The sequence below is a fragment of the Arthrobacter sp. AK01 genome (genome assembly GCF_021109375.1).
Lineage (GTDB): Bacteria > Actinomycetota > Actinomycetes > Actinomycetales > Micrococcaceae > Arthrobacter.
Genome location: NZ_JAJOHP010000060.1, coordinates 1 through 22,981 on the forward strand (window position 1 = coordinate 1; position 22,981 = coordinate 22,981).

Annotated in this window: 19 protein-coding genes, 2 tRNA genes, 1 pseudogene and 1 riboswitch; of the genes and pseudogenes, 13 read left to right on the top strand and 9 right to left on the bottom strand. The window is 63.3% G+C overall.

Annotation, left to right across the window (positions count from 1 at the left end; all coding sequences use genetic code 11):
- Positions 1-266: 266 nt before the first annotated feature.
- A riboswitch (glycine riboswitch) is annotated at positions 267-365 on the top strand.
- A gap of 150 nt (positions 366-515) precedes the next feature.
- Positions 516-1,976 (top strand): D-serine/D-alanine/glycine transporter, encoded by a 1,461-nt coding sequence (gene cycA / locus LN996_RS18150; RefSeq protein WP_231341794.1) that lies wholly within the window; start codon positions 516-518, stop codon positions 1,974-1,976.
- Between the two features lie 98 nt (positions 1,977-2,074).
- On the opposite strand, the gene LN996_RS18155 is transcribed toward cycA, so the two are convergent.
- From LN996_RS18155 to LN996_RS18175, 5 genes and pseudogenes are all read right to left on the bottom strand, one after another.
- Complete coding sequence (locus LN996_RS18155) at positions 2,075-6,604, bottom strand: ExeM/NucH family extracellular endonuclease (RefSeq protein WP_231341795.1); 4,530 nt, start codon at positions 6,602-6,604, stop codon at positions 2,075-2,077.
- Between the two features lie 182 nt (positions 6,605-6,786).
- Positions 6,787-6,960 (bottom strand): annotated as a pseudogene (locus tag LN996_RS18160) (hypothetical protein); the annotation flags it as partial.
- 15 nt (positions 6,961-6,975) lie between these two features.
- A complete protein-coding gene (locus LN996_RS18165) occupies positions 6,976-7,278 on the bottom strand; it encodes a hypothetical protein (protein WP_231341797.1) in 303 nt (100 codons plus the stop codon).
- A 171-nt stretch (positions 7,279-7,449) separates the two neighbouring features.
- Complete coding sequence (locus LN996_RS18170) at positions 7,450-8,235, bottom strand: VOC family protein (protein WP_231341798.1); 786 nt, start codon at positions 8,233-8,235, stop codon at positions 7,450-7,452.
- 203 nt (positions 8,236-8,438) lie between these two features.
- Positions 8,439-8,529 (bottom strand) — tRNA-Ser (locus LN996_RS18175).
- Positions 8,530-8,632: 103 nt separating this feature from the next.
- Here LN996_RS18175 and LN996_RS18180 point away from each other — a divergent pair.
- The 8 genes from LN996_RS18180 to LN996_RS18215 all read left to right on the top strand — a co-directional run bounded on the left by LN996_RS18180 (position 8,633) and on the right by LN996_RS18215 (position 16,159).
- A complete protein-coding gene (locus tag LN996_RS18180) occupies positions 8,633-9,616 on the top strand; it encodes an NAD(P)H-quinone oxidoreductase (RefSeq protein WP_231341799.1) in 984 nt (327 codons plus the stop codon).
- Positions 9,617-9,646: 30 nt separating this feature from the next.
- Positions 9,647-10,189, top strand: coding sequence for a PadR family transcriptional regulator (locus tag LN996_RS18185; protein WP_231341800.1), 543 nt, complete (start codon positions 9,647-9,649; stop codon positions 10,187-10,189).
- A 153-nt stretch (positions 10,190-10,342) separates the two neighbouring features.
- Complete coding sequence (locus LN996_RS18190) at positions 10,343-12,658, top strand: carbon starvation CstA family protein (RefSeq protein ID WP_231341801.1); 2,316 nt, start codon at positions 10,343-10,345, stop codon at positions 12,656-12,658.
- Entirely contained in the window at positions 12,658-12,849 is a 192-nt protein-coding gene (locus tag LN996_RS18195; RefSeq protein ID WP_231341818.1) for a YbdD/YjiX family protein, read from the top strand. The genes LN996_RS18190 and LN996_RS18195 overlap by 1 nt, the downstream gene beginning before the upstream one ends.
- 79 nt (positions 12,850-12,928) lie before the next feature.
- Positions 12,929-13,627, top strand: coding sequence for a bacterial proteasome activator family protein (locus tag LN996_RS18200; RefSeq protein WP_231341802.1), 699 nt, complete (start codon positions 12,929-12,931; stop codon positions 13,625-13,627).
- An 8-nt stretch (positions 13,628-13,635) separates the two neighbouring features.
- The gene (locus tag LN996_RS18205) at positions 13,636-14,076 is read left to right on the top strand and encodes a hypothetical protein (RefSeq protein WP_231341803.1); all 441 of its coding nucleotides are present in this window, start codon (positions 13,636-13,638) and stop codon (positions 14,074-14,076) included.
- Between the two features lie 137 nt (positions 14,077-14,213).
- Positions 14,214-15,053 (top strand): aldo/keto reductase, encoded by an 840-nt coding sequence (locus LN996_RS18210; RefSeq protein ID WP_231341804.1) that lies wholly within the window; start codon positions 14,214-14,216, stop codon positions 15,051-15,053.
- A 149-nt stretch (positions 15,054-15,202) separates the two neighbouring features.
- Positions 15,203-16,159 (top strand): Lrp/AsnC family transcriptional regulator, encoded by a 957-nt coding sequence (locus LN996_RS18215; protein WP_231341805.1) that lies wholly within the window; start codon positions 15,203-15,205, stop codon positions 16,157-16,159.
- Here the strand turns inward: LN996_RS18215 and LN996_RS18220 are convergent.
- Positions 16,140-17,588 (bottom strand): amidase, encoded by a 1,449-nt coding sequence (locus LN996_RS18220; RefSeq protein ID WP_231341806.1) that lies wholly within the window; start codon positions 17,586-17,588, stop codon positions 16,140-16,142. The two genes, LN996_RS18215 and LN996_RS18220, sit on opposite strands and share 20 nt — an antisense overlap.
- 270 nt (positions 17,589-17,858) lie before the next feature.
- On the opposite strand from LN996_RS18220, the gene LN996_RS18225 reads away from it, so the two are divergent.
- The 4 genes from LN996_RS18225 to LN996_RS23905 all read left to right on the top strand — a co-directional run bounded on the left by LN996_RS18225 (position 17,859) and on the right by LN996_RS23905 (position 21,111).
- Positions 17,859-18,608 (top strand): DUF5058 family protein, encoded by a 750-nt coding sequence (locus LN996_RS18225; protein ID WP_231341807.1) that lies wholly within the window; start codon positions 17,859-17,861, stop codon positions 18,606-18,608.
- A gap of 52 nt (positions 18,609-18,660) precedes the next feature.
- A complete protein-coding gene (locus LN996_RS18230) occupies positions 18,661-19,398 on the top strand; it encodes a hypothetical protein (protein ID WP_231341808.1) in 738 nt (245 codons plus the stop codon).
- A gap of 67 nt (positions 19,399-19,465) precedes the next feature.
- Positions 19,466-20,695 (top strand): amidohydrolase, encoded by a 1,230-nt coding sequence (locus LN996_RS18235; protein WP_231341809.1) that lies wholly within the window; start codon positions 19,466-19,468, stop codon positions 20,693-20,695.
- Positions 20,696-20,760: 65 nt separating this feature from the next.
- Positions 20,761-21,111, top strand: a complete 351-nt coding sequence (locus LN996_RS23905) for a DUF6226 family protein (protein WP_374202232.1) — start codon at positions 20,761-20,763, stop codon at positions 21,109-21,111.
- Here LN996_RS23905 and LN996_RS18240 read toward each other — a convergent pair.
- The 3 genes from LN996_RS18240 to LN996_RS18250 all read right to left on the bottom strand — a co-directional run bounded on the left by LN996_RS18240 (position 21,038) and on the right by LN996_RS18250 (position 22,796).
- The gene (locus LN996_RS18240) at positions 21,038-22,300 is read right to left on the bottom strand and encodes a type II toxin-antitoxin system HipA family toxin (RefSeq protein WP_231341810.1); all 1,263 of its coding nucleotides are present in this window, start codon (positions 22,298-22,300) and stop codon (positions 21,038-21,040) included. The genes LN996_RS23905 and LN996_RS18240 overlap by 74 nt on opposite strands.
- Positions 22,297-22,557 (bottom strand): helix-turn-helix transcriptional regulator, encoded by a 261-nt coding sequence (locus LN996_RS18245; RefSeq protein ID WP_231341811.1) that lies wholly within the window; start codon positions 22,555-22,557, stop codon positions 22,297-22,299. The genes LN996_RS18240 and LN996_RS18245 overlap by 4 nt, the downstream gene beginning before the upstream one ends.
- Before the next feature lie 166 nt (positions 22,558-22,723).
- Positions 22,724-22,796 (bottom strand) — tRNA-Thr (locus LN996_RS18250).
- Positions 22,797-22,981 lie beyond the last annotated feature (185 nt).

Consider the following 22,981-nt stretch of genomic DNA (forward strand, 5'->3'; position numbering starts at 1 on the left):
CAGAACCAATCCCTTGGCATTCTTCGACGACTTCGCATAATCGGCTGCGTACTTCTTCGTGATTTCCCTACGCGTTGCCATCGACAGGTCCATCCCTCATCGTCACCGCCGTGCCCGCAGCGGCCCATGATTTCGCGAGCGTTTCTCAAATGAGGCATGCACCCCGTTTCGCGAGCACTATTCATGAGTCTCGTCGCGGGGTTGCAGAGCAGCCCAGCCTTCGTTACTGTGTGAGCTGCATCACCCAGTGTGGTGGTGCGCGCTTTTGATCCGCGGCGGGAGAGCCCTGCCGGTACATCACCCCAGGCGCCGTAGGAGCAAATCCTCCCCAGGAATCTCTCAGGCCCATGTACCGCCGCGGCGAGGCAACTCTGGAAAGCAGTCCGGCCACCGGGCTCACCGAAGGTGCAAGCCTTCCTGCCGGGCAGGAAGGCGGAAACTCTCAGGTCCATCTACAGAGCGGGGAGGAACCCGAATCTCGTGGCACCCTGTGCCGCCTGAACGATGGAGTTCCTTTGACGATTCATCCTTCCACCGGTAACGATTCACCCCATCTTGAGCGTCAGCTCAGCAACCGCCACATCCAGCTCATCGCCATTGGCGGAGCGATTGGCACCGGCCTTTTCATGGGCTCCGGAAAGACCATCTCCGCTGCAGGCCCTTCCGTCATTTTCGTGTACATGATCATCGGCTTCATGCTGTTCTTCGTCATGCGCGCCATGGGTGAACTGCTGCTGAGCAACCTGAACTACAAATCCTTCAGTGATTTCGCTGCTGACCTGCTCGGCCCTTGGGCCGGATTCTTCACCGGCTGGACGTACTGGTTCTGCTGGGTCATCACCGGGATCGCGGACGTCATCGCGATTGCAGGGTACTCCCAGGAACTCTGGCCTTCCCTTCCGCTGTGGGTGCCCGGCCTGATCACGATCGGCATCCTCCTGCTCCTGAACCTTGCCACGGTAAAAGCCTTCGGCGAGACCGAGTTCTGGTTTGCCCTCATCAAGATCGTGGCCATTGCAGCACTCATCATTGTTGGCTTGTTCATGATTTTCAGCGGTTTCCAGTCCGACGCCGGACCGGCCAGCTTCACCAACCTGTGGAGCCACGGCGGCTTCTTCCCCAACGAGTTCATGGGCTTCGTTGCGGGCTTCCAGATCGCGGTCTTTGCCTTCGTGGGCATTGAACTGGTGGGAACCACCGCCGCTGAGGCCAAAGACCCGGAGAAGAACCTGCCCAAGGCCATCAACTCCATTCCCATCCGCGTCCTGCTCTTCTACGTGGGCGCCCTCATCATCCTCATGTCAGTCACCCCGTGGACCCAGTTCGCTGCCGGCCACAGCCCGTTCATTGCCATGTTCTCGCTCGCTGGCCTCGGCGCAGCGGCCACCATGGTCAACCTCGTGGTGCTGACCTCCGCCATGTCCTCGGCCAACTCGGGCATCTACTCCACGTCCCGCATGGTGTTCGGGCTGGCGCAGGAAGGCGACGCCCCCAAAGTGTTCGGCGCGCTCTCAGGACGCAAAGTACCCCGCAACGCCCTGTTCCTGTCCTGCGTCCTGCTGCTGTCCGGCGTCGTGCTCATGTACGCGGGCTCGGACATTGGCAAGGCGTTCGACATGGTGACCACAGTGTCCGCGGTCTGCTTCGTTTTCGTATGGTCCATCATCCTGGCCAGCTACCTGGCCTTCCGGAAGCGCCGACCACACCTGCATGACTCCTCGGCCTTCAAGATGCCTGGCGGGGTGGTGATGGTGTGGGTAGTGTTCGCCTTCTTTGCCTTCGTGCTGTGGACGCTGACCACGCAGCCGGACACGCTCGCGGCCCTGCTCGCTACTCCCGCGTGGTTCCTGATGTTGGGCATCGCGTGGGCGATCCTCCGCCGCCGTCCCGCACATCTGGCCCGCTACGCGGCGTTCCAGGCAGAACTGCAGCGGGACGCGGACAGGGTCCAGGAGCTGGAACCGGCAAACAAGTAAACGGTCCGAGCAGGCAAACTGTCTGACGAGGCAAAAGCAGGGCCCTTCACGAAGGAAGATCGTGAGGGGCCCTGCCCTGTTGTGTCACTGGGAGGTTGTCAGCCCCTCAAGCACTTCTGGTACTCCAACCACGCAAAGGCGTACCGTAGCCAGCCCACGATGTCGTACCACTTGGACGGCTTCACCGGGGGAGTGCACTGCGGCGGGTTGGGTCCGCTCTCAGCCACCTTCACCAGGGCCTTCACGACGGTCCCGGATTCGACGGCGGTCAGCACCAGTGTGCCCGTCCCTGCAGCTGCCGCCGCGGGAACCTTGAGGTTCACTGTGGCCGCACCAGCTGTGACCGGGACGGATCCAAGCGTCACCGCCGCGCCCTTGCTGTCCACGAAGACGGCGTTGAGCGACGCGTTTGCCGGGCTGCCGATGGAGGTCAGGTCGAGCTTGGAGACGGCCAGCGTGATGGACTCTCCGGCCTTGACCTCAGCCGGCGTGGAGTTGGCTACGGCAACAGAGCGGCGCGCGAAGTCCGGAGACACGGGCTTGTGTGCCTGCAGGTACTTGATCCACGCATCACGATCCACCAAACCGGTGTCCTTCGTGTTGCTGCCTTCCTTGAACACCCGGAAGTTGTCACCGCCGGTAGCAAGGAAGCTGAAGGTGCCTATCCTGTACTGCTTGGCGGGGTCGATCACAGCGCCGTTCACCCAGATGCCGGTGATGCGATCACCCGCGGGACGTGTGGCGTCGTAGGTGTAGTTCACGTTCTTGGACAGTCCCAGCTGCTGGTAGGGGCGGCTGGGAACGGTGCCGTCGGCGTTGGTCTGCCACTGCTGCTCCAGGAGCGTCTTGAACTGAGCACCCGTCAAGGACGTGGTCCACAAGTTGTTCACGAACGGCAGGACCGCGTTGGCCTCGGCGTACGTGATGGTGCCGTCCGGCGCGTAGTACAGCTCGTTACGCAGGCCACCGGGATTCACGACGCCGATCTCCGCCGCGCCCAGCTCAGGAGCCTTGAGCGTGTCCACCAGCGAGTCCGCCACAAGGTTGCCCAAGGTGGACTCACTCGCGCGATCGTCCCGCTTGGGGGCGCCGCCGGCCGGATCCGGGGTGAACGCCGTGGTGATATCAGCGGTGACTGCGCCTACCGGCTGGTTGCCGATCTCCGCAGCCTGCGCAAGGGCCTTGTCCACGATGGTTTTCACTGCCGCCACCCGCGGGTAGGCAGCAACGAGGCTTTCGGCCGTCTCCGTGGTCCGGTCCACGACCGCGGCTTTGTACGACGTCACCGACTTGCTTGCAGTGTCCACGGTGAGCGTCACGCTACCCACGTTCTCACCGTAGTTGCCTGTCTGAACGATGGGGCGCGTCGTGCCGGTCGGCTGGCCATTGGCGTCCAGGACCGGGGCATCCCAGGCGTATTCCTTATGCGTGTGCCCGGTGAAGATCGCCGCGACATCAGGAGTGGTTTCGTTGACGAGCTTGGCGAATGGTCCACCGGCAGCAACTTCCTGCTCCAGGGTGGCGCCCTCGGGCGTTCCGGAAGCAGCGCCGTCGTGGTTTTCCACGATGATCAGGTCAGCCAGGTTTTCAGCCTTGATCCTGGCCGCTACCCGGTTGATGGCTTCCACCGGATCACCGAACGCGAGATCCGTGATTCCGGCAGGGGTTACCAAGGAAGGAACTTCCTGCGTGACCGTGCCGATAACGGCTACGCGCATGCCGTTCATGTCCAGGACCTTGTACTCCGGCAAGACCGGAGTGGTGGTGCCCTTTTGGTAGACGTTCGCACCAAGGTAGGCGAACTTGGCGTTGGTGCCTCCCGCAATGACGCGGTCGCGCAGGTCCTGCCAGCCGCCGTCGAACTCGTGGTTGCCCACAGCGGAAGCCTGGAGTTCAAGGGTGTTCAGGACGTCGATGGTGGGCTGGTCCTTCGCTACGGATGAAGCGAAGAGCGAAGCTCCGATGTTGTCACCGGCGGAGATGAAGGCCGTCGCACCGGGGGCGGCTGCCGCACGAAGCTTCTCCACGGTGCCCGCGAAGAGGACCGTGTTGGAGTCGATCCGGCCGTGGAAGTCGTTGATGCCCAGGAACTGCAGGTCAACGGTTTCCGGTTCCTCGGTGGTCAGGTTCAGGCCCACCACGACGGGGTCGTGGTCGCTGGCCCGGAACTCGTCCCCGGCATAGTAGTTGGTCACATTGTTGTTATACCTGCTGTACTCCAGCGCTACGGACTCCACGGAGTTGATGTTCCAGATGTCGGTTCCCGTGACGGCCTCAGCGGCGGACGGGGAGGCAAGGATGTGGTCCAGGGAACCCACCATGCCGCCGAAGAGGTATGAGTGCTTGCCCGTACCCACTTCCAGATCGGTGTAGCCGGCGCCCGTGAGGACGTTGATGGGGTCTTCCTTGGAGTAGGCGTTGAAGTCACCGATCAGGAAGACCTTGTCAGTACCCTTTGAGGCTTGGAGGTCCTTGGAGAAGGCAAGCAGCGATTCGGCCTGCTTGGTGCGGGCGATATTCGAGGCGCCCTGGCCCTTGTCCGTGTCGTCCGGTGTGGCCGCGGAGCCCTTGGACTTGAAGTGGTTCACTATCGCGATGAACTTCTTGTCATCGTCTCCGCCAACCGGCTTGAAAACCTGCGCCAGCGGCTTGCGGGCACTCGCGAAGGCCACGGTGTCGTTGTGGATGATGGACTCGCCAACGGGCTCGGCCACGGCCTTCTTGTAGATGAACGCAGTTCTGATCATGTCTTCATCGCTCAGCGGGGGAGCATTTGCGGGTGTGCGCACGTAGTCCCACACGCCAGGCGTCTTGACGTTGAGGGCGTCCACGAGCTTGGACAACGCGTCGTCACGGTTCTTGCCGAACTGCGCCGAGTTCTCCATCTCTTCGAGGGACACGACATCGGCGCCGGACTTGCTGATGGCCGTGACGATCTTGCCCTGCTGGCGCTCGAAGTTCTCCGCGTTGGCAGCGCCGCGGGCGTTGCAGCCTTCCTTGACCGTGATGGGGTTGCCATCGCGGTCGGTGTAGAAGACGCAGCCGGCAAGCTGGTCACCGGTGGTGGGGAAGTAGTTGAGCACATTGAAGGAAGCGAGCTTGAGGCTGCCGCCTACGTCAGCGGGGCCCTCGGGCCGTGTGGCGGTGAAGCCTGCCGGCTGGACCGTCTCAGCGTTGGCCGGGCTCAGGGCGGCGAGGGGCTGGAATTTCCAGGAGTTGTTGCCATAACCCAAAATGACGTCGGTCCGGAACTTCGCGGGCGAGCCCACACGTACGGGGTCGGACGCAGTCAGGTACGGTAACTGCTGGGCCTTGGTGGTGGCGTCCTTGAGGAAGTTGGTGGACGCGCCGTCGTCGAGCTTGATGCCGCGCAGCGCGTTGTCAGCAACCACCGCGGCGTACTCCGGCGAACCGTAGGTGGCTACCGCCGTCGGCTGTACCAGGGGCGATGTGCCGGCCGCCAGGCCAATCTCGCCGTACTGGTTCAGGGAGTAGTTGTCCGTGACAGTGAAGTCGCCCTGCGGTGCAACGAGCATGCCCTCGAGGCTTTCCCGGGCAGCCTCGTTGGCCGGCAAGGCGAACGGTGTGGATTTGACCTCGGGTGCGGCCTCCGTGAGCTTCTTGAACCCCGCAGCTTCAACGGTGAGCTGGGTCTGGTTGGCGAACTCGCTGACAACACCAGTGAGTTCCACATAGTCGCCCGGCTGGACCGTTCCTGCCGTCGTGGGGGAATAGACGAACAAAGCGTCCGACGCCGTCCTGGCCGCCGCGGTTTCGCCGCCACTTCCGGGAGCCTGGACGTAGTAGCCGTTGAAGCCGCCGGTTGCGTAAGCGGCTGTGACCTTGCCTCGCGTGGTCACGGTACTGCCGACGAACGGGCTGGCCGCGCCGGTCCCTTGGATCTCCGCGATGGCCTTGACGCCGGGTTGCGGCCCAGGGTCGGGGGGAGGAGTTCCGCCATTGGACGGCGTAGGGGTGATGGTGGTGCTGAGGCTGAAGTCTGCGGCGTTGGAGTCAGTGTCCACGCCGTTGGTCCGGTTGAGGCTCTTGACGTCCGAGTTGCCGGTTGGGGCGGTGGCAACGGCGGTCTCAAAGGTGTTGGAGGCGCCGTAGCCCAGAAGGTCGGCAATGGCCGCGTTCCCCGTCACTGAACCTGACGGCAAGGGTGACACCGCGGTGGACTGCTTGGCCAGGATCAGCGTGCCAGTGGTTCCGCTGGGGTTCAGAGTGCCTGTACCCTGCACATCGGCCGTGGGAAGTGCCGGCGCCGTGGACGTTCCGCTGTTGGTGGCGCCCTGAACCAGGAAATAGCCCTTTGCCGGGATGCTGCCCGTGAGGGGAGTGATCCCCGTGGGTGCTGCAGTGGCTGTGCCGGACCGGTACTGCAACGACCACCCGGCCAGGCTGACCGGCTCATCCGAGGAATTGTAGAGTTCCACGAACTTGTTCTTGAAGGCCGCACCGCTGCTGCCGCCACTGAGGTAGGCCTCGTTGATCACCACGGGCGATGTGCCTGTGGGGGCGGACGGTTCATCCGCTGCCATGGCCGGCGCGGCCGTCAGTGGGGCGGCAAGCAACCCCACTGACAGGACCGTTCCCGCTGCTAATTTCCAATGTTGTTGGTGCATCCGCTCTAACTTTCATTAGGGGGCCCTGTGGGGCCCTTTGGACGACGCCCGCTCTCTTGTGGAACGGGCGCTGTTCCGGAAGTTACTCCGGGGTAAACCTGTTGCTCGGGCATAGCAGAACACGACGGAATGAATGGGAGGTGGACCCATGGTGGCCGGAGGGTTCTCCGGCCACTGGCGTGCTACTTGGCAGCGCCCTTCAAGGACCCGGTGGTGGCGGATCCTGCGGAGCCACCGATGAGGCAGACGATCTCGCGGTCGCCGTTCTTCCAGGAGTCGCTGGTGGGATGGAGGAAGGTGACCTCCAGCGCGGATTCCTCGAACGGCAAGCCAACGAACGTCGCAAACTGTGCGCCACAGTATTCCTCAGCCTAGGTGCCAACCTCGGTATCGCCGGGGAACGTTGAAGCGTCGATGTTTGTCAGTGCAAAGGCCTCCAAATCGTGGCTCTGATCGCACGGAATGATGGTGACATCCACAACTTCCTGGCTGTCCGGGTTGGCGATGCAGTCGCCCATCTTCACTTTGAAGGCGTCGGCCTTGGACGACTCCGTCGGCTTGCCGGATTCATCGCGTTTGGCGTCGCCGCTGCTGATCAACGAACAGCCGGCCAGTGCCAGTGATGCCATAGCCAGCACGGCGGCAGTCCGAACGGTTTTCGAACGGTGGAGCATTCTGTCCTCATTCCAGAAGGACCACGGTGCGTCGGAAGAACGGACCTGTGGTCAACAATGAGGGACCAGAAAAGGACCCATGCCGGCCGATCCCCCAATGCCGGCAATGAGTGGATCAATCCGGCTGCCCCTGGGTGGGAGGCCGCCGGACGTGACCCGAAGTGTCAAAGTCTAGGCTGTCTGTCCCAAATCCTGGATCACCTTGAAGACGGCGCCTGTCGGGTCCGACAACGTAGCCAGCCGCCCGAACGGAGTGTCCTCCGCCGGCTGCATGACGGTGGCCCCGAGGGCCGTGGCTTGCTCCACTGTCGCGTCCGTGTCCTCCACGGCGAAGTACACGCTCCACATAGACGGGACCTGCTCGGGCAGGAAGCCGGAGGCGTCCATGATGCCTGCCTTGGCGTCGTCGCCGGAGCCAAGAGTCGTGTAGCGGAATTCCGGAGTGTCGCTCATGACTTTCGTGTCCCAGCCGAAGACCTTCTGGTAGAAGGTGACAGCGGACTCGTAATCCTTGGAAAGGAGCTCATGCCACGCGGGAGCCCCCGCCTCGGCCGCCACCTCGTAGCCGTTCATGCCACCGAACTGCCAGGCTCCAATGGAAGCGCCTGAGGAGTCGCCGTACATGGCCATGCTGCCTTGCTCCGGGACTTCCATGGGTTCCAAGTACACCTGGCCTCCGTTGGCGGCCGCTGCCTCGGTGGTTGCCTTGATGTCATCGGTGCGCAGGTAGGTGGACCAGACATCCGGCATGGCACCCATGTCCGCCTGCTTCGCCATGATGCCTGCAACCATCCGGCCTTCCTTCGACGCCGTGATGTAGCCGCCGTACTTTTCCTGGTCGCCGGTCTCGTAGGTCCAGCCAAAAAGGGCAGTGTAGAAGGCCTTGGCCTTTTCCGTATCGGACGTCATCAGATCAATCCAGCAGGGTGCGCCGGGAGTGATGTCAGGCTTAGGCATGGGTCAGGCTCCTGTTGTTATTCCGCGGCGAAAGCTACGGCATATGTCAGTGGTGTGGAGACAGACAGAACACTATGCGGGGGGTCTGACAGTTTCAATGATCTTCCGGGTGTCAGTTCTCAGTTCTGGGGCTCGGGCGGCCGTGCCGAACAGCAGTTAAACAAACAAAAATGCCCCGGGTCCTGGAACCCGGGGCATCTCATTGGCGGAAGGTAAGGGATTTGAACCCTTGGTACGGGGTTACCGCACACTGGTTTTCAAGACCAGCTCCTTAGGCCGCTCGGACAACCTTCCTCGCCTAGTAGTGTTTCATAGGGAGTTGGCTGTTCCAAAACATCACGTCCTGCAAACCCTGCCCCGGGGCCTTGGAGGACCAGCAAGAAACCGGGAGTTCGTCATGAAAGCCGTCTACATCTCAGAGCCAGGCGGGCCCGAAGTCCTCGAAATCCGGGAGGTCCCCTCCCCGGTACCGGGCGAAGGCGAAGTCCTGATCGACGTCGTGGCTGCCGGCCTGAACCGTGCGGATGTCCAGCAGCGGCGCGGCTTCTACCCGCCGCCACCGGGAGCCTCGGAAATTCCCGGGCTGGAGATTTCCGGGCGCATCGCAGCCTTTGGTCCCGGCGTCACCAAGGCGTTCTCCGTGGGGGACAAAGTAGTGGCCCTGCTCTCGGGCGGCGGATACGCCCAGCAGGTCGCGGTTCCGGCCGAACAAGTGCTCAGGGTTCCCGAAGGCGTGGACCTGATCACGGCGGCGTCCCTGCCCGAGGTAGCCGCCACCGTTTACTCGAACCTCATCATGACCGCCCAGCTGCAACCTGGTGAAACGGTGCTCATTCACGGGGCTACGGGGGGTATTGGCACCATGGCCATCCAGTTGGCCAAGGCGCACGGCGCAACCGTCGCCACGACGGCCGGATCTGACGAAAAAGTGGGCACCGCCAAGGCCTTCCTGGGCGCCGACATCGCGATCAACTACACAGAAGAAGACTTCGTCGAAAGCCTCAAAGCCCAAAACGGCGGCAAGGGCGCGGACGTGATCCTCGACGTCGTGGGTGCCAAATACCTGCAACAGAACGTCGACGCCCTTGCCGACTACGGCCGGCTGATCATCATAGGCCTGCAAGGCGGAACGAAAGCCGAAATCAACCTGGGGCAACTCCTCAGCAAGCGTGCTGCCGTGATTGGCACGGCACTCCGTCCGCGGCCGCTTGCCGAAAAGGGCATCATTATGTCCGCCGTTCGTGAATCCGTGTGGCCCATGCTCACGGACGGCCGGATCAGGCCACTTGTCGCCAAGTCCTTCCCGCTGGACCAGGTGAGGGAAGCGCATGAATACTTTGACTCCGGCGAGCACATGGGCAAGGTCCTGCTGCTCCTCTGATTCGACCAATCAACTGCAGCGAGGAACCATATGTCCATCCGGCACAGCCTGCTGGCCCTGCTCCAGGACCAGCCCCGGTACGGCTATGAGCTGCGCGTCGAATTCGAGGACCGGACCGGCGCAGCCTGGCCGCTGAACATCGGACAGGTTTACACCACGCTGGACCGGCTTGAGCGCGATGGCCTGGTCAGTAAAGACGGCGACGACGGCGGCGGCCACGTCGTCTACAGCATCACCGATGCGGGAGCTGAGGCAGTCGGGGCTTGGTTTGGTGGCGCCGTGGACCGTGGCACCCCGCCACGGAACGAAATTGCCATCAAGCTGGCGCTCGCCGTGACGCTTCCGGGCGTAGATACCTCAGCGGTGATCCAATCCCAGCGGGAGGTCTCCGTCAGGGCTTTGCAGGAGCATACTCAAGCGCGAAAGGCGGTGTCCGCCAACCAGCGTTCGATGGACACGGCGGGACTGCTGGTGCTTGACTCGCTGATCTTCCAGGCCGAAGCCGAAGTACGTTGGTTGGATCTCTGCGAAGCACGCATGGTCCAGGCTCAGGGGACTGGCGGAGCAGGCTAGCTGCCTGGCCGCCACGCCCACCGCACGGGAACCACCGCTTACCGCACGGACCCCCTCGTTCCGGAGTGGGCAGATCTGCGGTAGTTGAGCTCCTTGTTAGCGTCCTCCCTGAATGTTCAGCGCCCCAACGGCAGCAGTTCTCAAGGAGGAGACATGGGCAGAGCCCCTGACCAGGAAGAACTTGGCCAAGAAGAACTTGGCCAACACGAACTTGACCTCAGCGATCTCGAGGAAAGGCTTGATCCTACGCTGCCCTCACCGGCCGTGGATGACTCCGCCCGGGAGGCTGAAGAGCGGAAGTGGACCCCGGCAAAGATCGGGCTCTGGGCGGCGATCTCGCTGCTTGGAGCGGTGGCGTGGTACATGCTCGCGCTGGTGCGCGGCGAGACCGTCAACGCCATCTGGTTCGTTTTCGCTGCAGTATGCACCTACCTGATCGGCTATCGCTTCTATTCCAAAGTCATTGAGCGCTACCTGCTCAAACCGGACGATCGCCGTGCCACTCCTGCCGAGTACAAGGCGGACGGCAAGGACTACGTCCGCACCGACCGCAACGTGTTGTTCGGCCACCACTTCGCCGCCATTGCCGGCGCCGGTCCACTGGTGGGACCGGTCATCGCAGCCCAGATGGGTTACCTGCCAGGCACAATCTGGATCATTATCGGCGTCGTCCTTGCCGGTGCCGTCCAGGACTACCTGGTCATGTTCTTCTCCATGCGCCGCGGTGGCCGTTCCCTTGGCCAGATGGCACGTGAAGAACTTGGCGTCATTGGTGGGACGGCGGCCCTCGTGGCCACCCTGCTCATCATGATCATCATCGTGGCCATTCTCGCCCTCGTGGTGGTCAACGCCCTCGGCGAGAGCCCGTGGGGTGTCTTCTCCGTGGGGATGACCATCCCTATCGCGTTGTTCATGGGCGTCTACCTTCGCTTCATCAGGCCGGGCAAGGTGATGGAAGTATCCATCATCGGCTTCGTGCTGCTCATGGCTGCCATCATTGGCGGCGGCGCCGTGGCCGGAACCGAGTGGGGTGCGGCCTTCTTCCACCTGGACAAGGTCACTATTGCCTGGGGGCTCATCGTCTACGGGTTCATCGCCGCCATCCTGCCGGTGTGGCTGCTCCTCGCGCCACGCGATTACCTGTCCACGTTCATGAAGATCGGCGTGATCGTGATGCTGGCGCTCGCCATCATCGTGGTGCGCCCGGAAATCACCGTCCCAGCATTCAGCGAGTTCGCCGGCAGGGAGAACGGCCCGGTCTTCTCAGGGGCACTGTTCCCCTTCCTGTTCGTGACCATTGCCTGTGGTGCCCTGTCCGGATTCCACGCGCTCATTTCATCCGGGACCACACCCAAGCTGATCGAGAAGGAGCGCCAGACCCGCTTCATCGGCTACGGCGGCATGCTCATGGAATCGTTTGTGGCCATCATGGCCCTGGTAGCTGCCATCTCGATCGACCGCGGCATCTACTTCGCCATGAACGCGCCCCTTGCCCTCACCGGGGGCACCGTCGAATCCGCGGCGCAATGGGTGAACAGCCTCGGCCTGGCCAACGTCAACATCACCCCGGACGTACTGGCCCAGACGGCAAAGGACGTGGGCGAGGAGAGCATCATCTCCCGCTCCGGCGGTGCTCCTACACTGGCGGTCGGCCTGGCGCACATCATGCAGCAGTTCATCGGCGGACCCGGAATGATGGCTTTCTGGTACCACTTCGCCATCATGTTCGAGGCCCTTTTCATCCTCACCGCAGTGGACGCCGGCACCCGTGTTGCCCGGTTCATGCTGCAGGATTCCATCGGCAACTTTGTTCCCAGGTTCAAGGAAGCCTCATGGCGTCCCGGTGCCTGGCTGTGCACTGCCATCATGGTGGGCGCCTGGGGTGCGGTGCTCCTGATGGGCGTGACCGACCCCCTGGGTGGCATCAACACGCTCTTCCCGCTGTTCGGAATAGCCAACCAGCTTCTGGCAGCCATTGCTTTGGCCGTATGCCTCGCCATCTGCGCCAAGCGCGGAGTGTTCAAGTGGCTGTGGATCGTGGCAATCCCGCTGGCTTTCGTCGCCGTCGTGACCATCACGGCCAGTTTCCACAAGATCTTCTCGCCCGTTCCTGCGGTGGGCTACTTTGCCAACAACCAGGCGTTCGCCAAGGCCTTGGCCGATGGCAAGACGGAGTTCGGCACGGCCAAGACCGTGGCGGCCATGGAAGCGGTGGTCCGCAACACCGCGATCCAGGGCGTACTCTCCGTCATCTTCGTGACGCTGAGCATCATCGTGATCGTCGCCGCACTGCTGGCAACCATCAAAGCCATCCGCGCCCGCGGCGGACAGGATCATGAGGACCCGGCTGTTCCTTCCAAAGTGTTCGCCCCTGCCGGGCTGATCCCCACGACGGCGGAGAAGGTCCTGCTCGCGGAATGGGACGCACTCCCGGCGGAGAAGCGGACGCAGAAGGCCGGGCATCACTGATGAATGCCGTGGCCAAAGGGCTTCGTGGCTTCGCCACTTTCATGGGCTCGCTCATGGGTGCCGACGCCTACAGCAAGTACCTGGAGCACTTCACCACCACGGGCCATGCTGGTCCCGCCATGACTGAACGCGAGTTCTGGCGGGACCGGATGGACCGGCAGGACAGCAATCCCCAGGGCCGGTGTTGCTGACGCGTAGTTTCGCTACGAACGAAGTCCAAATACTGCTCCAGGGCCCGGCTTCGCTTGAACCACATGAGAGTATGAACGAATGAGCGATCTGAACAACATTCAGCCCACGGATGAGGCTTCGGACGACACCCCCGTGGAGGGCACCACGCTGGACGGCAGCGGGCTGGAGGGCACCACGCTGGACGGCGCCACGTTGGACCGGGACCTGGCGGCAGCCGATGGACAGCCATCCGGGCAGGAAGAGTCCGGGAAGGACGTCAAGCCCAAGGCAACCAGCCTTCATGAGCTCGTTGACGAGCCTGCAAAGGTGATGCGGATCGGCACCATGATCCGTCAGCTCCTGGAGGAAGTTAAGGCTGCTCCTTTGGACGACGCCGCCCGCGGCCGGCTCGCGGAAATTCATGAGCGCTCCATCAAGGAACTTGAGGACGGACTGGCTCCGGAACTCATTGAAGAGTTGGAGCGGATAAGCTTGCCGCTTCCGGAGGGCAAGGCACCTTCCGACGCGGAGCTTCGTATTGCCCAGGCGCAGCTGGTGGGATGGCTGGAGGGTCTGTTCCACGGTATCCAGGCTGCGATCGCCGCCCAGCAGGCAGCCAAGGAACACGCTGCCGCGCAGATGCAACTCCGTCAGCTGCCGCCGGGAACGGTCATCGCCCCGGGCATTGTCATTGGCGAGAACGGCCAACCACAGCGTGCTTCTGCGCCAGGTGCCCACGGCGCTGCTCCGCAAGGCCGCACGGAAGACCCCGACCACGGTCCGGGTCAGTACCTCTGAGCTCGCACGTGGGTTTCTTTGGGGCCGTCCGCCAAGGACGGAAAGACGATCTGGAGCTCGGCAAGGGGTTGTGGCGACGCGCCCACGACCGTTTCCACCGTGGCCTGGACCGGTACCACCAGGTTCTTGAGGGTGTTGACGATGACGAGTTGTACAACGAACTCGTGGAGATAGCCAACGAACTGGCCGGGTTGTCCCCGCGCGTCAGGACTATCTGCGTGGAGGCCCAAAAACGTTCCCCGAGCGACGGCCTGGATGTCCCCGGGGCGCTTGCGGGGGTTCACCGCGCCTTGTCCAAGGCCGGAAATTCACTTGCTACTACCGCCGAAGCCGCGGCGATGCTGCGGTTGGCTGTTGGCCCCGTCCCGGTAGGTGCGCTGTCCGTCCGGCGACGCGCGGAGTCTGTGTTCGAACAGGTTGCTGATGCGGAGCGCCAGCTCAACAGCTGACGGGAGAGTGGCAATAAGCCAAGCGTGCGCAACTACACGCGCACGCCTTTATTCCTCCTTCACAAGAAGTTAAGCGCATAGCTGATCTCCGTAACATTCAGGGCTTTTCACGGGTTTGTGCTGGCAGTATGGCAGACATGACTTCGTCACCAACACTTACTTTCAACGACGGCAACACCATCCCCCAGCTCGGCTACGGGGTGTGGCAAGTTGAAGACGATGTAGCCGAAAAGGTGGTGCGCCAGGCCTTCGAAGCCGGGTTCCGCCACATCGATACCGCCAAGATCTACGGCAACGAGGCAGGCGTCGGCCGTGCCATTGCCTCTTCCGGCCTTTCCGCCGAAGAAATCTTCATCACCACCAAGCTGTGGAACGCGGATCAGGGCTACGAGTCCACGCTCGAGGCTTTCGAGAAGTCCTTGGACCACCTGGGCCTGGAGACCTTGGACCTCTACCTGATTCACTGGCAGCAGCCCAAGCAGGAAAAGTATGTTGACACCTGGAAAGCACTCATCGAGCTCAAGAAGCGCGGTCGGGTCAAGTCCATCGGTGTCTCCAACTTCACCAAGGAAGGCCTGCAGCGCATCATCGATGAAACCGGCGTTGTTCCGGCCATCAACCAGGTTGAACTGCACCCGTTCTTCAACCAGGCCGAGCTGCGCGAATTCAACGCCTCCAAGGGCATCCTGACCCAGGCCTGGTCGCCGCTGGGACAGGGTGGTGAGCTGCTCGAAAGTGCCACCGTAGCTGAGATTGCTGCGAAGCACGATGCGACTCCGGCCCAGGTAGTCATCGCCTGGCACCTGGCCATCGGCAATGTGGTCATTCCCAAGTCCGTCACCGAGTCCCGCATCCAGGAGAACTTCGCGGCTCTCAACGTCACGCTCGACGCCACCGACATCGAGGCCATCAACGGCCTGGACCGCGGTGCCGAAGGCCGCATCGGCCCGGACCCGGCAGTCTCCGACTTCGCCTAAGCCTGAAGCTTGACCCGAATGCCCCGTACCCACCTTGGGTGCGGGGCATCCGGCGTTAATGGTCGACGGCGGCACCCGCCAGGGGAACGCATGCGCGACGACGTCCGTGGTGAAATTGAACAACCCCAGTGGACGAGGACGGAGCTTGCATGGTGGTGTTTGACGCATTGGAGCGGCAGATCGTTGCCGCCCTCCAACTTGATCCGCGGTGCCCTTGGCGGAAGATGGCAGCAGTCCTCGGCGAGGCGGAGCGAACTGTAGCCCGTCGCGGATCACAGCTTTTGGACTCCGGCGCTGTAGCCGTGGTGGGGATCCGCCCCAGGCCGGCCGTGGTGCTGGTGGAAATGCGGTGCATGCCGGGCACGGTTCGTGCCGCGGCCCAAGCGCTCTCGCAACGGACTGACACCACGTTTGTCTACACCACCACCGGAACGGGCGACTGCGTGGCGGAAATACTCACCGAGCCGTCCCGTCTGGCCGATGTGTTGTCGGATGAACTACCGTCCACCATAGGCTTGCGTGATGCCACGAGCTACCCGGTCCTGCGGTACTTCCGGACCATCCGGGAGTGGCGCCCGGAGATTCTCACGGCCGATAAGTCCGAGGCGCTCCGCTCCAGCCTCACCCAGGACACAGGCATCCTGGTGCCCCGGCAGGATCTGAGCCGCCAGGACAACGAGCTTGTCGACGCCCTCTGTGCCGACGGCCGGATGAGTTTTGAAGCGTTGGGACGCCGCGTGGGTGTTTCGGAGGCAACGGCACGGCGCCGCAGTGAGTGGCTGCTGGCCAACAACCAGATCCATTTGCGGGCAATCGTTGAGCCGGCATCCTTTGGCTTGGGAGTCGAGGCCTTGCTCTGGATCCGGGCCTCGCCGCAGCACGTTGAACACGTTGGAAAAAGCCTGGCTGAGCTTCCCACTGTCCGTTATGCCGCGGCGATCGCCGGGGACTACCAGATCATGGCCGATGTGACAGTGGAGGACATGTCAGCCCTCTACCGCTTCATCACGGACTCAGAGTGGGCGCAGAACGCTGTCACTGTGGATGTTTCCATTTTGTTGGACGCGCGAAAGCGTGGCGGCAGGGTCATGCGCTCATCGTCGTAAGCGGCGGCTGTTCTGCCAGGACAGCAGGAGCGACGGCGGCGTACCCGGTCTGCTGCTCGAAGGAGCGGCCGTAGCGGAGCAGCTGCATATCCGTGTAGTGGTTGCCAGCCAGCTGCAGACCGATGGGGAGCCCCATGGAACTGAAGCCGGCCGGAACGCTGAGCACCGGCAGGCCCGTGGCGGACAGGAGGCAGGCTGACCGCATCCAGTCCAAGTATGTTTCGGAGGCCACGCCGGCAATATCGGAGGGGTACCGCAGCGTGGCGTCGAAGGGCAGGACCTGGGCGCATGGGCTGGCGAAGAGGTCGTAGCGCCCGAAGAACTCCTGCACGCTGCGTTCAAGGCGGGTGCGGGCGGCGGCTGTCTCGATCAAGTCCTGCGCAGTGAGGGCGAATCCCTTCTCCACGTTCCAATGCACTTCGGGCTTGATCACGTCCCCGGCGCGCTCCAGAATCGGCCCCAGGCCCGCGGCGAAGTCCATGGCACGCGTGTTGCCGAATACCAGGTCTGCTTCGCTGAAGTCCGGGGTGGCTTCCTCAACAATCGCACCGAGGTCCTCGAAGACGGCCAGTTGCCGTTCGAGGTGCTCCACGATCTCAGGGTCCACCGGAACGCCGATGCCAAAGTCCCGCGACCAGCCAATCCGAACACCGCGCATGTCGGTCTCGAGTCCGGCCCGGAAGACCTTCGGATCAAGGCCCGCAGGGTGCGGAACGCGGGGATCCTTGCCCGCCGTCACGGACATGAACAGGGCAATGTCCTCCACGCTCCGGGCCATGGGCCCCGTCCTTCCCAGCCACGCGTAAGCGTTGACGTCGGACGGCATGGGGATGACCGCCGTCGACGGCCTGAAACCGACCACATTGCAGAAGGAAGCCGGGATGCGGAGCGAACCGCCCATGTCGCTGCCGTCGCCGATGCTCTGGACACGGGATGCGACGACGGCGGCCACGCCACCGCTGCTGCCGCCGGCACTCAGCGTTGGCGCGTAAGGGTTGGTCGTGGTGCCGAACAGGTCGTTGAACGTATGGGAGCCCGCGCCAAACTCGGGAACATTGGACTTACCTGTAGTGACAACGCCGGCCGCTTTCAAGCGCGCAATGATGAGGTCGTCGGCGTCGGGAACATAGTCACGCAAGGCGAGTGAGCCCTGGGTGGTGCGCATCCCGGCGGTGTTGTTGGTGTCCTTGTGCGTCATGGGTACGCCATGGAGGGGTGCCAGGGCGGCCCCCGAGGCCGTCAGCTGGTCGGCGCGGTGTGCCAAGGCGTGGGCGCCTTCGGCGTCGAGCGTCACCACGGCGTTGATCGCTGGGTTTACCTCGGAAATGCGCTCCAGATGTTCTGCCAAGGCTTCGCGCGCCGAGACCTTCTTCTCGCGGATGGCTGCGGAAAGTTCGACGGCGGACAGCTCGCCAATAGTGTCAGGCATGGTGCTCCTTTGCTGGATTGCTACTGCCTGAAAGTGTGCCGGGTCACACGGGGTGGGGGAAGTCCCGAAACGGCGAAAGGCAAGCTTTGACCGATTCGGCCACATTGAAGGCTGATTCCGTCAGCTATTGTGTGTGATCCGGCTCATAGCAGAAGGTGTTGGTAACCCACTGGCCGATCTGGTCGCTGGGTAGGATTTTCCCCAGAGCACCGGATGCGAACAGCGTGGTTCGGATGTGGACTTGCCGAGGGGCCGACACCGGAGGTTCCCATGCACCAACCCCTGGCTCTTCAACCGCTCGCCCCCAACGAGTCCACCGACATCATGGCCATCGCCAACAATCCCATCCTGTGGATCTGCGTGGCAGGCGTGTTCGGCGTGATCATCCTTCAGTCCGTCATCTTCATGAAAGCTGCCCGGACCGCCGCCCCATCCGTGGACATGAGCACGCAGGACATCAAGACCTCGTTCCGCTCCGGCGCTGTATCGGCCATCGGCCCCTCCCTGGCAGTCTCGCTCGTCGCAATTGCGCTGCTCGGCCTCTTCGGCGCGCCGGCTGTGCTGTCCAGGATCGGGCTGATCGGTTCTGCGGCTTACGACGTATCCGCCGCCGGCATCGCGGCAGGTTCCATGGGCGCCAAGCTCGGCGATGCCAGCTATACGCAAAGTGTCTTCGCAGTCGCCTTCTTCGCCATGAGCATCGGCGGAGCGATGTGGATGCTCGCCACCCTGATCCTGACCCCGGTCCTGCGAAAGGGCGACGCCAAGATCCGATCCGTGAACCCGGCCGCCATGGCCATCGTCCCGGCGGCCGCCCTGATCGGAGCCTTCTCCTGCCTGGGGCTCACCGAACTGCCCAAGTCAGGGATCCATGTGCTGTCCTTTGTTGTCTCCGCCGCGGTCATGGGCACCTGCCTGCTGCTGGCCAAGAAGCTCGGCAAGAGCTGGCTGCGTGAGTGGGGGCTCGGCATTTCCATCGTCATTGGGCTCGGCGCAGCCTACCTCGCTGTCGGCGCCTGATCCCGCCTCCCGCCATCAGACCCGGACTTTGAGCACGAAAGGAACACCCCTCATGTCTTCCATCACTTCCGCTCCCACCACCGCCAACAACACCGCCATGGCGGACTTCAACCGCACCACCTCCCGCTGGGGCCAGATCACCATGATCTGTGGCCTGCTGATCTCCGTGGCCGGCCCTTTGTACCTCGTCTTCGCTACGGGCCTGGACATAGGTCCTGGCCAGCTTTGGATTGCCTTCGCCGCAGTGGCCGCCACGTTCGGCATCATCTGGATCGTCGAGCCACTGACGTACTATCCGATCCTGGGTCCGGCCGCGATGTACCAGGCGTTCATGATTGGCAATATCTCCAACAAGCTCCTGCCTGCTGCCCTGATCGCCCAAACCAATATCGGCGCGAAGCCGGGCAGCAAACGGGCGGAACTTGCCGCCGTCGTTGCTATTTGCGGCGCTGCGGTAGTGCACCTGATCTCGCTGGCAATCTTCGTGGGTCTCCTGGGCAGCTGGCTCATCAGCGTCATTCCTCCGTCGGTCCTGCTCGTCACCCGGCTGTATGTGCTGCCCACCGTTCTGGGCGCCGTCCTGGTTCAGGCAATCGTGTCCATGAAACAGCCCCGCACCACCGTGTTCGCCTTGCTGGTCTCAGCCGTCGTCGTGTTCGTTCTGCTGCCCCTGGTGCCATCGCTCGCCATGGTGTCCACCGCCATTGCCGTCCTGGGCACCATCCTGCTGGCATGGTTCTTCCGCGGCAAAACCACTATCACTGAGGCGAAGCCCATCCATATCGAGTAGCCCCGCAGCGCGCCCCTGACCCAGCCCGAACCGTGCCCTGACCAACAGAACCAGGAAGACAGGAACCATGACTTCAACAGCCACCGCCCTTCAGCTCGACTCCGAACAGACCGCAAAGCTGCACTCCCTGTACCGGCACCTCCACGCACATCCGGAACTGTCCATGCAGGAGTACGCAACGGCCGCGTTGATCGAGGAACAACTGGACGGCCTGGGCATTGAGCACTTCCGCTGCGGCGGGACAGGGGTGGTGGGAGTCCTGCGAAATGGTGACGGACCCGTGGTGGCCTTCCGCGCCGATTCGGATGGCCTCCCCATTGAGGAAGCCACCGGGCTGGACTATGCCAGCACGGATACTGGCACGCTGCCTGATGGCACGGTGGTTCCGGTCATGCACGGCTGCGGCCACGACACCCACGTGGCCAGCCTGCTGGGTGCCGCCGTACTGCTTGCGGGGAACCCGGGTGCCTGGGCTGGGACGCTGGTGTTGATCTTCCAGCCCGGCGAAGAGACGGCGGCCGGTGCTCTCGCCATGCTCGACGACGGTCTGTGGGACAAGGCGCCGCGGCCTGAAGTGGTCTTCGGGCAGCACGTCATGCCGCGGCCGGTGGGTACGGTTGGGATTTCCAGCGGGCCGGTGGCGGCCATGGCAGATTCGCTCAGGGTCACGGTGCATGGCCAGCAATCGCATGGTTCGCAGCCGCAGGATTCCATTGATCCCATCGTGATGGCCGCGCACATGGTTACCCGGCTGCAGGGGATTGTGTCCCGCGAGCTTGATCCACGGAAGTCCGCCGTCGTGACGGTAGGGACGTTCCATGCGGGCCTCAAGGAGAACATCATCCCGGCCTCCGCCGAGTTCACTCTGAACATCCGCACCTTTGATGAGGACGTCCGCGGCCAGGTCCTCGCCGCCGTCCGCCGCATCATCGAGGCAGAAGCCGCCGCGTCCGGGGCGCCGAAGCCGGTTATCGAGGAAATGTACCGGTTCCCGCAGTGCTTCAACGATCCCGACGCCGTTCCTCCCGTCATTGAGGCCCTGCGGCTTGCGCTGGGGTCTGAAGCGGTCGAAATCACCCCGCCCATGATGGGTAGCGAGGACTTCGGGCACCTGGGCACCGCGATTGGCGTGCCGTCGGTGTTCTGGATGTTCGGAGGCACGCCCGCGGCCGGACATGAAGGCCCGGGTCCCATCCCCGTCAACCACTCGCCGTTCTTCGCTCCGGAGCTGGAAGGTTCGCTGGCCGGGGGAGTTGCTGCCGCGGTCGCCGTGCTGATGTCGCGGCTGGGCCGCTGACGTCCTCAGCCCGAGTCCACTGTGCCAAACAGTCCACGGTGCCAAACATCCGGGCCCGCCCTAGGATGGGCCCATGTTCTGCGAAAGTGCAGGCGTTTCGGCAGGGCAGCTCCCGTTTGGAGATTCTGGTCCTCGGCGTGGCAGCGGGCGGCTACGGCGAGCGTTACCCCGTGGGCCGGAAGCGGTGGGCGGAGTATGCGCTCTTCGCTGCTGACGGATCCGGAAACCACAGCGGTGCTGGCCCCATGGGTGCCACGCCCGCTCAACTCACCGCCGCTGAGGAGCGGCTCAAAGCGGTCCCGGATGGGTGGAGGTCATGGCCACTCAGAAGGAACGGGAGGTCTACTCGTTTTTCGGAGCCAGGACCCGCCTGGCTGTGCCGCCGTTCAGTAGGTCCTGGGCCCGGACCGCGATGAGCTCGGACAGGAAGCCGAGAGACTCAGGTGGGGGTGTTTCCGCCGCTGCTGCCGCCACTCTCTCCAGTGTTGAAGCCGCGGTCTGCCGCGCATCGTCGGCGTCCATGCCCCAGGCGGTCCCTTCGGCGACCAGATGTTCCAAGGTGATGTAGCTCAGCCGGATCTGGCCGCTGACAGAGTGCCCGGCCAGGCCGCTCGGTTGGTACAGCAGCAGGGTTGGCGCCACGTCATAGAGGGGTGCCAGCAGCACTTCTCCATTGTCGTGGAGGGTAAGGGAGTAGTTCTTGGAGTGTGCATCGCCGTTGCCGATCAGCAGGTTATAAGTCACGGCGCGCAACAGGTCACGGCGAAACGCGGCCTCGTCGCGGGTGTGCGGCGCCGCGGCGTTGACCAGCCGGGTCAGGCGCGAGGGCGGTGCGGTGGTGCCTTCGTACTTCGCTTCACTGGCCAGGGCCAGGGCCTGGGTGAAGTCTTCCTGGTGCAGCCGATCGCCCTCGCCTGTGCGGTCGAAGCGCTCCACGACGATGGCCCGACGCGACCCGAAGGTTTCCAGATGGGCATTGGCCGCGGGAAGCCCTGCCGCTGCTGCTGTCCGCAAGGCCCAGTCCTCAGCGGGGAGCAGATCCGGGATGGTGGAGTCAAGTGGTTCGGGCTTGATGATGTGGGTCGACACCGAACCACGGCCCGGCCAAGCCCAGCCGTCGCCGTGTCGGGACAGCAGTACCTTGGACTGGACGCCGCCCAGTGACGCAGTGACCAGGAAGTCATCCGGCAGGTCCCATGTCGGGAGGGATTCAACCACGCCGATGACCTCTTCTTCGGTCATGGGCGCAGCAGCGCCCTCCCGTGCGGGGGGTTCCCCGGGCGGCAGAACCTGAACGGCGCCGGCGCAGTCGGCGCCCAAGACACGGAGCAGCCCAAAGGCGTCCGGGACAGTGACACCGTGTTCCTTGGCCAGATTGGAACGGACCTGGCCTTCTGGCAGGAGCCCGTCAAAGAAATTGTAGACCTCCACCCCGTCCAGGCGTTTCCTGGCCAGCGGCAGGGACAGGGACAGCAGGATGGACCCGGCACCGTAGGTTGCCAGCACCTGCGGGTCGTACTGGAAGGACAGCTTGAGGCCGCTGCCGCGCAGCTCACCGATGCGGTCCCCGCGCAGGTACACGTCAAGGGTCTTGCGGGGGCTCACGGCCGCACCTGCAGCTTGGAAAAGCGCGGTACCAAAGCCACGTCGCGGCCCACCGCCCGGATGGCCTGCATGGCTACGACCACCGAGACTGCTCCGCCGGCTTCGAGACGTACGATGGTTCCGCGGGTGACACCTAGTTTCACGGCGAGTTCCTGCTGCGTGATAGCGGCTTCTTTGCGGGCATCGGCGATGGACCGCCCAAGGGAGGTGGCATCCACAGCCCGGTAGAACGGCGTCAGCTCATCGGAATGTTCCATAAATCGATCATACGGCTCATTGCTCAAAATGACCTATATTTCGAACATTTCTGGAACTTTGGTGAATGTTCGATATTTCCATCATTACGTCCGCCACCGCGCGGGACGTAGCAAGCGAAAAGCCCCGGAAAACCCTAGTGCAAGGGTTTATCCGGGGCTTATACCGAGCTTCCTATCAGAATCGAACTGATGACCTTTTCATTACGAGTGAAACGCTCTACCGACTGAGCTAAGGAAGCACCGCGTCCATCACCGGTTTCCCGGGCGATCACGCAAGACATAACTGTAATAGAGGCACAGCACCCGGGTCAAAACGAGGGCAGTGGCGGCCGTTGCGGGGATGTTCACCCGGGCGTCGGGCCGGGTTCAGGCGGGCGTTTCCCTGCCGCCGGAAGCTGGGAAATCAACCGTGGCGAGGTCCGCC